Consider the following 10,728-nt stretch of genomic DNA (forward strand, 5'->3'; position numbering starts at 1 on the left):
GCTGGATGAAGTTGGGAGGCTAATACTGATCGTTATGACAATGGATGTCAACCTTCCGTGACCGGCTTCCTTTCGGCCTTTGCTGCCAGGATCTGCGCCAGCTTGCCGATTTCGACCGGCTTGACGAGGTGGTGATCGAAGCCAGCCTGGCGCGACAGCTCGCGGTCGCGCTGCTGGCCGTAGCCCGTGAGCGCGACGTAGACCGCATGCGCATGACGCGCGTCGCGGCGCAGGCGGCGCGCCAGTTCGTAGCCCGTCATGTCGGGCAGGCCGATGTCGAGGATGAAGACTTCGGTGGCGGGGTCGGCATGCGCCAGCGTGCCGGCCGCGTCCTCGTGGACGTACACCGTGTGGCCATGCGCGCGCAGCAGCACCGCGAGCGACTGGCCGGCGTCGCCGTTGTCGTCGACGATGGTGACCGTGAGCGGCCGCGCGGCCCCGCTGCCCTCGCCCGCGCGTACGACCTGCCCCACCTCGGCCTGCGCGAGCGGAAGGGTGACGGTCATCGTCGTGCCCTGCTGCAGCCCGGCGCTGTGCGCGGCCACCTGGCCGTTGTGCATGCGGACGATGCTTTTCACGAGCGCGAGGCCGATCCCGAGGCCGCCCTGCGAACGGTCCGGCGCGCGATCGGCCTGCGTGAACAGGTCGAACACGTGCGGCAGCAGTTGCGCGTCGATGCCGGTGCCGTTGTCGCGCACCGCGACCTGCGCCGCGCCGTCGTCGAGGGTGACGACCAGGGCGATGCGCCCGCCCGGCGGCGTGTACTTGGCCGAGTTGTTGAGCAGGTTGACGAGCACCTGGATCAGGCGCGTACGGTCGCCTTCGACGGGCACCGGCACATCCGGCAGCTCCACCGTGAGGCCGTGCTGACGCTCCTCGATGTGCGGGCGCGCCTGCTCCACGGCCGCCATCGCGACCTTGTTCAGGTCGAGGATCTCGTTCTCCAGTTTCACGAGGCCGCGGGTAACGCGCGAGACGTCCAGCAGGTCGTCGACGAGCTCCGTCATGTGGCGCACCTGGCGCGAGATGATGTTGCTGGCTTTCAGGCGCAGCCCTTCGTTCACTTCGGGCAGGCGCAGGAGCTGGGCCGCGCTCGTGATCGGCGCCAGCGGGTTACGGAGTTCGTGCGCCAGCATCGCGAGGAACTCGTCCTTCATCTTGTTGTGGCGCTCGGCCTCGGCGCGCGCCGCGCGCTCGCTGGCCAGCAGCTGCTCGCGCTCCTCGGCCGCGCGCTGCGCCATGTCGTACAGGCGCGCGTTGTCGATCGCGATCGCGGCCTGCACGGCAAAGGCGCCGATCAGCTCTTCGCTGCGTTCGCTGAACATCGCACGTTGCGAGTGGCCGAAGAACAGGCCGCCGATCACCTCGCCCGAGCGCGACACGACGGACGCGGCGAGATAGCTCACGACGGGCAGGTGCCCCGGCGGCATGCCGTGGTGCGGCGCCGACTGGCCATAGCGCGGGTCGTGGCGGATGTCGTCGCTGCGGATCGGCGCGCTGCCATGGAACGTCGGCCCGAACACGGCGGTGGCGCGCGGCATGCCCAGGCGTTCGAATGCGACGCGCGGCGCGCCGGACAGCGCGTACAACGAATACGCATCGCCGTTGTCGTCCTTGCCGTTGTAAAAGAACGCGCCGAATTCCGCGCCGACGAGTTGCGTGGCGGCGTCCGTGATGGCCTGCATCAGCGGTTCGAGGGCGATGGTCGATGCCAGCGTCTCGGTCGCGCCCTTCATCAGTTCCAGCACGCGCGTCTCTTCGCGCAGCGCTTCCTCGGCGCGGATGCGGCGCAGCGCTTCCCAGGTGCGGCGCGCGGCGTCTTCCAGCAGGCGGACCTCGTCCGCGATGCGGCCCGCGTCGAGCGGCGCATGCAGCGCCAGCACGGCCGCCAGGCGGTCGCCGTCCATCAGCGGCACCGCAATGCCGGCCTTCTCACCGGCCGCGCCATCCTCCGACCATACGGTCTCGCCCGCGCTCAGGCGTTCCGGCACGCCGGGTGCCAGCTGCGCCAGCGGCACGGTGCGTCCGGACTGCGGCGTGCGTTCGCCGCCATCCCACTGTTCCAGGATCACGGCCTCGGCGTCGCCCGGCCGCGTCTCGGCGTAGGTGACGGTGGCGTCGGTCACGTACGCGCCGACCTGGCCCAGCGCGGCCCGCAGCAGCGGACCGGACGACGTCTCGCGGCGCAGGATGTCGGCCAGTTCGAGCTGGAAGGCGCGGCGGCGTTCGGCCAGCACCGTTTCCGTCGTCTCGACGAAGGTCACGAGCACGCCTTCGGGGCGGCCATCGTCGCCATACACGGGGCTGTACGAATAGGCGAAGTGGCAGGTCTCGAAATAGCCGTAGCGGTTGATCGTCAATGCGAGATCGCTCGAGCCGACGGGCTCGCCCTGCAGGACGCGCGCCCACATCGGGCCGATGACCGGCCAGATCTCCGGCCAGGTCACACGGGCGTCGCCGCCCAGCGCTCCGTCTTTCTTGGCGCCGAGGATGGGCACGTAGGCGTCGTTGAAGAATTGCGTGTACGCGTCGCCCCAGGCCAGGTACATCGGCAGCTGGCAATCGAGCAGCGTGCGGACGGCGAGTTTCAGGCTGAACGGCCAATGTGCGACGGGGCCGACGGGCGTCGTCTCCCACGGATGGCGCCGCATCTGCAATTCCATGTCGCTCGGCTTTCGGGCGGATGTGTCATCCAGGGAAACGAGGTCGAAAGGCCAGGGCATATCGTGGGTGGTCGAAGGCAAGCCGGAGCGGCTCAGCTACCCATCATAGCAGGCGGCGCGAGCCCAACGCGACCATATCTTGAAATATTGTAACAAAGAGATGGGAAAATGTTACGTATCCCGTTCGATCCGTGCGAGCAGACGCCGGCCCGCACCGACGATCCTCGGGCCCGGGTCCATCTGCGCCCGCACGATCATGCCCTCCACGCACAGCAGCACCTCTTCCGCCACCTGGTCCGGTGACGCCAGCCCCAGCCGTGTGGCCACGTCGCCGAGATAGCGCTCCAGGTCGCGCTTGTGGCGCACGGCCTGCTCCCGGTGGCGGGGATCGTCCGTCGCCCCCGTCTCCGCGACGGCATTGATGAACGCGCAGCCCCGGAAGTCCTCTTGCGCGAACCACTCGCCCAGCACGTCGGCCACGGCGGCGAGCCCTTCCCCGCGCGCGAGCCTCGCGTCGACGGCGGCCGTGAACCACGACGTCCAGTAGTCGTGGCGCCAGTCGAGGAAGGCGGCGATCAAATCGTCTTTCGATGGGAAATGACGGTACAGCGACATCTTCGCCACGCCGGATTCCGCGACGATCCGGTCGATGCCGGTTGCACGGAAACCGTCGCGGTAGAACAGGCGCTTTGCCGTGTCGAGGATGCGGTCGCGGGCGGAGGGTTGGGCCATGGTCGTCGGATCAGGGTGGAGTGCGGGACTCCAGTATATGATACAGACCTGTCTACATCAACTAGCTGGATGGATGGGCCGTATCACGCCGGTTTCGCTTACGATACAGACCTGTCTACCTCACTTACACAAGGAGTGCTCATGTCCACGATCGAATCCCGTCCACCTCTTCCCCCGTTCACGCGTGAAACGGCCATCCAGAAAGTCCGCCTGGCGGAAGATGGCTGGAACAGCCGCAGCCCGGAAAAAGTCGCGCTGGCGTACACGCCGGACAGCTACTGGCGCAACCGCGCCGAATTCGTCACCGGCCGCGAGCAGATCGTCCAGTTCCTGGACCGCAAATGGAAGAAGGAACTGGACTACCGCCTGATCAAGGAGTTGTGGGCCGTGGAGGGCAACCGCATCGCCGTGCGCTATGCCTACGAATGGCACGACGATTCCGGCAACTGGTTCCGCACGTTCGGCAACGAGAACTGGGAATTCGACGAGAACGGCCTCATGCAGCGGCGCTATGCCTGCCTGAACGACATGCCGATCCAGGCAGCCGACCGCAAGTTTCACTGGCCGCTGGGCCGGCGGCCGATTGACCACCCCGGGTTGTCGGACCTGGGGTTGTAAGTCTTACTGGATGACGCCGCAGGCGATGCGGTCGCCGCCACCGCCCAGCGGCTTCGGCTGGTCAGCGAAATTGTCGCCGCCGGCGTGGATCATCAGGGCCTTGCCCTTCACTTCGGACAGTTTCGTCAAACGCGGCGCGGTCACGGCCGTGCTGGCGCCACCGTTGTCCGCGACGACGAGCGGCGGCAGGTCGCCCAGGTGGCCGTCGCCGGACGGGCCGCCATGGTGCTTGGCACCGGTCGGATCGAAGTGACCGCCGGCAGCGCCGGCCGGGACCTTCTTGCCATCCTTCTCGTTCGTGCCGCAGCTGCCCGTCTCGTGCACATGGTAGCCGTGGGATCCCGGCGGCAGGTTCGTCAGGTTGGGCGTGAACACGAGCCCGCTCTTGGATTCGGTAATGGTCACGACGCCGATCGGTTTGCCGGTGCCGTCGGGGCCGACGAGCGTCATCGACGCTTGCAGCTGGTCGGCGGCGTGGGCGCCGGCGGCCGCGGTCAGCGCGCATGCGAGCGCGATGAGCGATTTGATGGTCATACAGTCTCCTTTCAGGTTGAGAATGTGTCGCGGGAATAGTGTATTCGATAACTAGCTGAGTTGACGCAACGGATACCGTGGGCCGGGCAGGAACAATGGCGGGTCGGCGCAACGCCGACCGAGGAGACATCATGCCCGAACCCGACGACAACCCACTCGCAGACATCCGCCAGCACATCATCGACATCCACCCGGAACTGGCCTGCGACGCCAGCCTGCCTGACCGCCTTGAGCGCGCCTATGCGCATGCCGTGGTCCTGGGATTCACGGACGTCGATGCCATCGGCCGCTTCCTCCGCTACGAAGCGACGGCCCCGAATTTTTATCGCCAGCCCGCGATCGACGCCTGGCTCAGGCGGCCCGGCCAGCCGGTCGAGCAGCGGTTCGCGGATGTGCTCATGCGGGTGAAGTCGGGCTTCAGGCGGGATTGAGGGCGAGGACGTCGGCAGTGGTGCGCACCTCTGCATACTCGCCATGCAGGTTCGCCAGCGCCATCAGATGGACGTCTTCCGCGCTGCGCAAGGTACCGCCGAAATCCCTCTTCTCGAAGGTAAAGCAGGCATCCGCCACGACGACCGTCGCAAACCCGAGATTGCCGGCCGTGCGCGCCGTCGCCTCGACCGAATTGTTCGTGCTCACGCCGGCGATGACGACGTCGCGGATGCCGCGCGCGTGCAGCCACCGCTCGAGCCCCGTGTTGACGAAGGCATCCGGCACGTTCTTTTCGACGACGTGTTCATGCGGCAGCGGAGCGAACGCTTCCTGGAACTCGGCGCCGCTCTGGCCGGGCGCGAACACCGACGTCGGCGAGCGGCTGATGTGGCGGACGAGGACGACGGGCTCTCCCCGCTCCCGCCACGCGGCCAGCAGGCGGGCGAGGTTGGCTTCCGCCTGCGGGTTGTTCCGGGGCGGCAGGGTCGGGCTCCGCATACCTTTTTGCATGTCGATGATGAGTAGTGCGGTCATGGGGTCGGCTCTCCGAAATGTTCGACGACGAAATCAATAAAACTGCGCAGTTTGGGCGAGCGATACCGGTCCGGCAGGTAGACGATGTGCATCGGCCGCTCCGGCAATCCGTACTCGGGAAACAGCTGGACGAGCCGCCCTGCCCGCACGTCGGCCTCGAGCAGGATCGTCGGCTGCAGCACGATGCCGAGCCCCTGCAGCGCCGCGGTGCGCAAGGCCTGCCCGTTGTTGATTTTCACGCGTCCGGTGACGGGCACCTGGCAGACGTCGTGATCGTGCTGGAAGCGCCACTGGTTGATGCTGGCGGCGCCGAATGCGAGGCAGTCGTGACTGGCCAGGTCGGCCGGCGTCGCCGGCATACCGCGCCGCGCAAGGTAGTCGGGCGACGCGCACAGCATCAGCCGGTACGGCGCCAGCGGCCGGGCGACGACGTTCGCATCCGGCGGCAATTGGCCGACGCGGATGATGGCTTCGTAGCCGTCTTCCATCAGGTCGACGAAGCGATCGGAAATATCCAGTTCGACATCCACTTGCGGATAGCGCGCCAGGTAATCGGACAGCACCGGCGCCAGCGCCTCCGTGCCGAACGTGACGGGCGCGCTGACGCGTAACGTGCCCGCGGGCGCGAGGCGCATCGTGTGCGCCTGGGCATCCGTCTCGGCCACGAGCCGCAGGATCTCCTTGCAGCGCGCGTAATACGCCTCGCCGAACGCCGTCACGTGCTGGCGCCGCGTCGTGCGGTGCATCAGCTGCATGCCGAGCCGCTGCTCGAGCGCGCGCACGTGGTTGCCGGCCATCGTCGCCGACATGCCGCACGCGTCCGCCGCCGCGCTCAGGCTGCCCTTCTCGACGGTGAGCACGTAGACCTTCATGCTGTCCAGCAGATCCATTCGCAAGTCCTGGTTGGAAATGTTGCAAGAAAAGCCGAGTTTATCGTCTTTCCGTTGGCAATCACACTGGGCGTCTCATTTCAAAGGAGCCAACCCATGTACGCCATCCAGCTTGTCGAACCTTCGTTGACCGCTTTCCGCCGCACGTCGTTGCCCGATCCGCAGCCGGCCGCCGGCGAAGTCCTCATCCGCCTGCGCGCGGCTGCGCTGAACTACATCGATGTCGCCGTGGCAACGGGACGCTTCCCAGGCGCGACCTGGCCGCTGGTGCCCGTCGCCGACGGTGCCGGAGAGATCGTTGCGCTGGGCGCGGACGTGACCGGCATCGCGCTTGGCGATCGGGTGGTCCCGCACTTCATGCCGGACTGGCTCGACGGACCCATGCGCCCGGAACGGATCGCGGCCATGCGCGGTATCACGCTGCCCGGGTCGCTGTCGGAATACGTGGCCGTGCCGGCGAAGAGCGTCGTGCGGCTGCCGGAGCACCTCGATTTCGTCCAGGGCGCGACCTTGCCGATCGCGGCGACGACGGCGTGGAATGCGGTGCGCTCGGCGTCCGTGCGGCCCGGTTCCACGGTCGTCATCCTGGGAACCGGCGGCGTGAGCCTGTTCGCGCTGCAGTTCGCCAAGGCGAGCGGGGCGACCGTCATCCTTGTCTCGTCATCCGATGCGAAACTGGAGCGTGGCCGTGCGCTCGGCGCCGATCACCTCGTGAATTATCGTGCGACGCCCGACTGGGACCGGATCGTGCTCGAGACGACGAACGGCCGCGGCGCCGACCTCGTCGTCGAGACGGTCGGCGACGCCACGTTCGAGCGCTCGCTGCACGCGGCGGCCATGGGCGGCACAGTGTTCACGGTCGGCTTCCTGTCGGGCGCGACGACGTCGGTCAACCTGTTTTCCATCATCGGCAAGGCATTGCGCGTGGTGGGCAACAGCACGGGATCGGTGGCGGACCTGGCGGAAGCGGTGCGGGCCATCGAGGCCAACCGCATCGTGCCGGTGGTCGACCGCACCGTCGGCATCGACGAGGTGGCCGGGGCCTACGACATGCTGGCAAGCGGCGCCCACATCGGAAAAATCGGAATAGCGCATCTCTGATGATGCTCATGGGCCGGGCTCGTCCGCTCGATACACTGCACTGATCATTATTGCTTTATTTATAACTTTTAAGCAATGAAGGTTGCAGATGATCAGCATTGCCCGCCACTTCATGTGTTTGGCCCTGGCTGCCGCGTATTCGCTCGCCTGTGCCGCTGCCCAGCCAGGGCGCGACCCCGATCCGGGAGGTTGGGGCATCGTGACGAGCCAGCCCATCACGGTGGCGGGTCATGAATTCTGCCGGTACTTCATCACGGCCTGGCTCGACAAGCCCGGCAGCGACCGCTACACGATCGCCATTCGCGAGCGCCCGTCGGCGCGCTGGGGCACGCAGGTGTGGGTCGAATATGGCCCGCGCCGGGTGCTCCAGGTCCAATTGCCCCCCACGCGCACGGCGTTGAAGGCGCTGGGCGATAACGCCGCCGAGAGCGCCTACCAGGCCGTCCTGGACGCCGAGCGCCAACGCACGCTCATCCTCGACGCCGACCTCGCACCCGACGAATTCTGACCCGCATGAAGGAGTGAGCCATGTCCCACCGACTGTCCCTGCCTGTCGCCTGCAGCCTCGTGTTCTGGGGCGCCGCCGCGTGCGCTTCCGAACTGGTCTACGTGCCGGTCAACCCGAATTTCGGCGGCGCGCCCTCCAATGGGCCGGGCCTGCTCGGTGCGGCGTCGGCGACCAACAAGCATGGCCTGACTGGCCTCGGCGGGTCGTCGCCGCTGAACCAGTCACCCCTCCAGCAGTTCAACCAGACACTCGAACGCATGATGCTGAGCCAGTTCGCGTCCGCCGCGACGTCGAAGCTGATGGGATCGGACGGCAAGCTGTTACCGGGGACATTTTCGACCGAGAACTTCGTCATCACGGTGACCGACCTGGGCGGCGGCCTGCTGCGCGTGACCACGACGGACAAGACGACCGGCGCCGTTACCTCGTTCGAGGTGGGGCAATGAGTACCCAGACCCGCGCCCGGCTGGCCGCACTGGCCCTGCTGTGCTTACTGGGCGGATGCGCCCATGCGCCCTCGACGGTGCGCGACAATGCCCAGTTGACGCCCGACACCGCCATCACGCGCGACCTGCTGGCGCTGCCGCCACCCAAGGGCAGGATCGCCGTGGCCGTGTACGGCATCCGCGACCAGACCGGCCAGTACAAGCCAGCGCCGGACAGCTCCTTCTCCACCGCGGTGACGCAGGGCGCGTCGTCGATGCTGATCCGGGCGCTGCAGGACTCGGGCTGGTTCGTCCCGGTGGAACGCGAGAACCTGCAGAACCTGCTCACCGAACGCAAGATCGTGCGCGCGCTGGAGATGCCGCAGCCGGCAGGGACGCCGCCCGTGCAGATCCCGCCCCTGCTGGCGGCGTCGGTCCTGATCGAGGGCGGCGTCGTCGCCTACGAGAGCAACGTGCGCACCGGCGGCATGGGCGCGCGCTTCCTCGGCATCGGGATGAGCACCCAGTACCGGGTCGACCAGGTGACGGTCAATCTGCGCACGGTCGACATCCGCGGCGGCCAGATCCTGCAGAGCGTGTCGACCACCAAGACGATTTATTCGTACGAGCTGCATCCGAGCGTCTTCAAGTTCGTCAACGTGAAGGACCTCGCGGAATTCGAGGCCGGCACGACCCGCAACGAGCCCACGCAGTTGTGCGTCGGCGAGGCGATCGAGTCCGCCGTGGTCCACCTGATCGCGCAGGGCATCCGGGCCGGGAACTGGGCGCTGCAGGACGACGCCGGGATGGCCAATCCGGTGCTGCAACGCTACCTGGCCGCCGCAGGGAGAGCGCCATGAACGCGCTGCGGCCCGGCGCCTGCGGCCTGCTGCTGGTGGCCGGCATCCTCGCGGGCGCCCGCGCGGGCGATCTTGCCCCGTCCGAACTCGATCCGCCGCTTGCGGCGCCCCGGTCCACGGCAATTCTGCCCGCTCCGGCAGGCAGGGCATCGGTGTCGCAGGCGGGCACCGACAACAGCGCCAGCCTGCTGCAAACCGGCCTGGACAACGAGGCCGTGGTGCAGCAGAGCGGTCAGCGGAACACGGCCAGCATCCTGCAGGCAGGTAGCGGCAACCGCGCCGGGATCGACCAGCAGGGCGCGTTGAACACGGCCCGCATCGAGCAGTACGGCCAGCACGGCTATGCGCGCATCACCCAGTACGGCAACGGCAAGTCGGCCACCATCGTTCAGCATTAGGGGCCGCTGAATCGCTTCCCAATCCGCCCCTGTCCACTTCGAGGAGTACTCCATGAAACTCGCACTCTCGACAATCGCACTCGGTATCAGTCTGGCTTGCGCCAGCCAGGTTGCGTCGAGCCAGACCATCACGGTCACGCAGCAGGGCGGCGGCAACACCGTCGCCGCGGAGCAGGTTGGCCTGACACCGTACGACACAGCGCCGAGCGTCAGCGCATCGATCACGCAGACCGGCAATGACAACCACGTGGGCGGCCCCGGGGCCACGAGCAGCGGCATCTTCCAGCGCGACGCCCGTTACGGCGTGGCCGCCGTGGTCAGCCAGGACGGCACGGGAAACAATGCAGGCATCACGCAGGATGGCGCCAGGGGGTCGTTCGGCCTGAACGAAGCCAGGATCACGCAGCGCGGGAACGGGAACGATGCCGCGATCGCGCAGGCTATCGTGACGACGAGCCCTGTCATCGTCGACCAGAACGGCAGCGGCAACGTCGCCCGCGTGGAACAGATCGACAGCGCCGACACGGAAATCCGGACGTCCCAGACCGGCACGGGCAACAGGTTGACGGTCAGCCAGCAGGGAGGCACGCGTCACGGCCCGACGATCACGCAGACGGGCGATGGGAATACGGTAGCGGTGGTCGCCAACAACATGCTGGCGGGTGGCCCGGACATCGTGCAGAACGGCACCCGGAACAGCGCGAGCACGACGCAGAACGATGGCTGGGATGACTCGCTCACGATCCGGCAGGACGGATCGGACAACAGTGCCGACGTCAGTCAGACCGGCGACGACCATGTCGCCGACATCAACCAGGTCGGCAACGCCAACCTGGCCAGGGTAATCCAGGCCGGTGCCGGCAACACGGCCACGATTGCGCAGATCGGCAACACCAACACCGCGACGGTGGGCCAGGACGGTCAAGGCTATGTGGCCAACGTCAACCAGACGGGCTCGGGCAACTGGACGAACATCTACCAGCACTGAGGCCGACAGGCGACTGCAAAAAAAAACGGCACCCGAAGGTGCCGT

General features: G+C 67.3%; 13 protein-coding genes. 8 read left to right on the forward strand and 5 right to left on the reverse strand.

Annotated features, from left to right (window positions below; genetic code table 11):
• Positions 1-47 precede the first annotated feature (47 nt).
• Entirely contained in the window at positions 48-2,663 is a 2,616-nt protein-coding gene (locus P0M04_RS07455) for a hybrid sensor histidine kinase/response regulator (protein WP_259448280.1), read from the reverse strand.
• Positions 2,664-2,834: 171 nt separating this feature from the next.
• Positions 2,835-3,395, reverse strand: a complete 561-nt coding sequence (locus P0M04_RS07460; RefSeq protein ID WP_259448281.1) for a TetR/AcrR family transcriptional regulator — start codon at positions 3,393-3,395, stop codon at positions 2,835-2,837.
• A gap of 141 nt (positions 3,396-3,536) precedes the next feature.
• On the opposite strand from P0M04_RS07460, the gene P0M04_RS07465 reads away from it, so the two are divergent.
• The gene (locus tag P0M04_RS07465) at positions 3,537-4,013 is read left to right on the forward strand and encodes a nuclear transport factor 2 family protein (protein WP_259448282.1); all 477 of its coding nucleotides are present in this window, start codon (positions 3,537-3,539) and stop codon (positions 4,011-4,013) included.
• Between the two features lie 3 nt (positions 4,014-4,016).
• Here the strand turns inward: P0M04_RS07465 and sodC are convergent, their stop codons facing one another.
• Entirely contained in the window at positions 4,017-4,547 is a 531-nt protein-coding gene (sodC, locus tag P0M04_RS07470; protein WP_259448283.1) for a superoxide dismutase [Cu-Zn] SodC, read from the reverse strand.
• 131 nt (positions 4,548-4,678) lie between these two features.
• Here sodC and P0M04_RS07475 point away from each other — a divergent pair, with 131 nt between their 5' ends.
• Positions 4,679-4,978, forward strand: a complete 300-nt coding sequence (locus tag P0M04_RS07475; protein ID WP_259448284.1) for a hypothetical protein — start codon at positions 4,679-4,681, stop codon at positions 4,976-4,978.
• Here the strand turns inward: P0M04_RS07475 and P0M04_RS07480 are convergent.
• Together P0M04_RS07480 and P0M04_RS07485 are read right to left on the reverse strand one after the other, a co-directional pair.
• A complete protein-coding gene (locus P0M04_RS07480) occupies positions 4,965-5,513 on the reverse strand; it encodes a cysteine hydrolase family protein (RefSeq protein WP_259448285.1) in 549 nt (182 codons plus the stop codon). The genes P0M04_RS07475 and P0M04_RS07480 overlap by 14 nt on opposite strands.
• Positions 5,510-6,403 (reverse strand): LysR family transcriptional regulator, encoded by an 894-nt coding sequence (locus P0M04_RS07485; RefSeq protein WP_259448286.1) that lies wholly within the window; start codon positions 6,401-6,403, stop codon positions 5,510-5,512. The genes P0M04_RS07480 and P0M04_RS07485 overlap by 4 nt, the downstream gene beginning before the upstream one ends.
• 96 nt (positions 6,404-6,499) lie before the next feature.
• Between P0M04_RS07485 and P0M04_RS07490 the strand changes: the two genes are divergently transcribed.
• The 6 genes from P0M04_RS07490 (at position 6,500) to P0M04_RS07515 (ending at position 10,683) form a co-directional block, all read left to right on the forward strand.
• Positions 6,500-7,504 carry a zinc-dependent alcohol dehydrogenase family protein gene (locus P0M04_RS07490; protein WP_259448287.1) on the forward strand — a complete coding sequence of 335 codons (1,005 nt, stop codon included), beginning with the start codon at positions 6,500-6,502 and terminating at the stop codon, positions 7,502-7,504.
• A gap of 88 nt (positions 7,505-7,592) precedes the next feature.
• The gene (locus P0M04_RS07495; RefSeq protein ID WP_259448288.1) at positions 7,593-8,012 is read left to right on the forward strand and encodes a CsgE family curli-type amyloid fiber assembly protein; all 420 of its coding nucleotides are present in this window, start codon (positions 7,593-7,595) and stop codon (positions 8,010-8,012) included.
• A 20-nt stretch (positions 8,013-8,032) separates the two neighbouring features.
• A complete protein-coding gene (locus P0M04_RS07500; protein WP_259448289.1) occupies positions 8,033-8,458 on the forward strand; it encodes a curli assembly protein CsgF in 426 nt (141 codons plus the stop codon).
• The gene (locus P0M04_RS07505; protein ID WP_259448290.1) at positions 8,455-9,297 is read left to right on the forward strand and encodes a CsgG/HfaB family protein; all 843 of its coding nucleotides are present in this window, start codon (positions 8,455-8,457) and stop codon (positions 9,295-9,297) included. The genes P0M04_RS07500 and P0M04_RS07505 overlap by 4 nt, the downstream gene beginning before the upstream one ends.
• A complete protein-coding gene (locus tag P0M04_RS07510) occupies positions 9,294-9,695 on the forward strand; it encodes a hypothetical protein (protein ID WP_259448291.1) in 402 nt (133 codons plus the stop codon). The genes P0M04_RS07505 and P0M04_RS07510 overlap by 4 nt, the downstream gene beginning before the upstream one ends.
• A gap of 52 nt (positions 9,696-9,747) precedes the next feature.
• Entirely contained in the window at positions 9,748-10,683 is a 936-nt protein-coding gene (locus tag P0M04_RS07515) for a hypothetical protein (protein WP_259448292.1), read from the forward strand.
• Positions 10,684-10,728 lie beyond the last annotated feature (45 nt).

Source organism: Telluria mixta, assembly GCF_029223865.1.
In the GTDB taxonomy this organism is placed as follows: Bacteria; Pseudomonadota; Gammaproteobacteria; order Burkholderiales; family Burkholderiaceae_D; genus Telluria; species Telluria mixta.

Coding starts and splice junctions, on each gene's coding strand:
- P0M04_RS07455 (WP_259448280.1), bottom strand. CDS start 2,663: ATGGAATTGCAGATGCGGCGCCATCCGTGGGAGACGACGCCCGTCGGC.
- P0M04_RS07460 (WP_259448281.1), bottom strand. CDS start 3,395: ATGGCCCAACCCTCCGCCCGCGACCGCATCCTCGACACGGCAAAGCGC.
- P0M04_RS07465 (WP_259448282.1), top strand. CDS start 3,537: ATGTCCACGATCGAATCCCGTCCACCTCTTCCCCCGTTCACGCGTGAA.
- sodC (WP_259448283.1), bottom strand. CDS start 4,547: ATGACCATCAAATCGCTCATCGCGCTCGCATGCGCGCTGACCGCGGCC.
- P0M04_RS07475 (WP_259448284.1), top strand. CDS start 4,679: ATGCCCGAACCCGACGACAACCCACTCGCAGACATCCGCCAGCACATC.
- P0M04_RS07480 (WP_259448285.1), bottom strand. CDS start 5,513: ATGACCGCACTACTCATCATCGACATGCAAAAAGGTATGCGGAGCCCG.
- P0M04_RS07485 (WP_259448286.1), bottom strand. CDS start 6,403: ATGGATCTGCTGGACAGCATGAAGGTCTACGTGCTCACCGTCGAGAAG.
- P0M04_RS07490 (WP_259448287.1), top strand. CDS start 6,500: ATGTACGCCATCCAGCTTGTCGAACCTTCGTTGACCGCTTTCCGCCGC.
- P0M04_RS07495 (WP_259448288.1), top strand. CDS start 7,593: ATGATCAGCATTGCCCGCCACTTCATGTGTTTGGCCCTGGCTGCCGCG.
- P0M04_RS07500 (WP_259448289.1), top strand. CDS start 8,033: ATGTCCCACCGACTGTCCCTGCCTGTCGCCTGCAGCCTCGTGTTCTGG.
- P0M04_RS07505 (WP_259448290.1), top strand. CDS start 8,455: ATGAGTACCCAGACCCGCGCCCGGCTGGCCGCACTGGCCCTGCTGTGC.
- P0M04_RS07510 (WP_259448291.1), top strand. CDS start 9,294: ATGAACGCGCTGCGGCCCGGCGCCTGCGGCCTGCTGCTGGTGGCCGGC.
- P0M04_RS07515 (WP_259448292.1), top strand. CDS start 9,748: ATGAAACTCGCACTCTCGACAATCGCACTCGGTATCAGTCTGGCTTGC.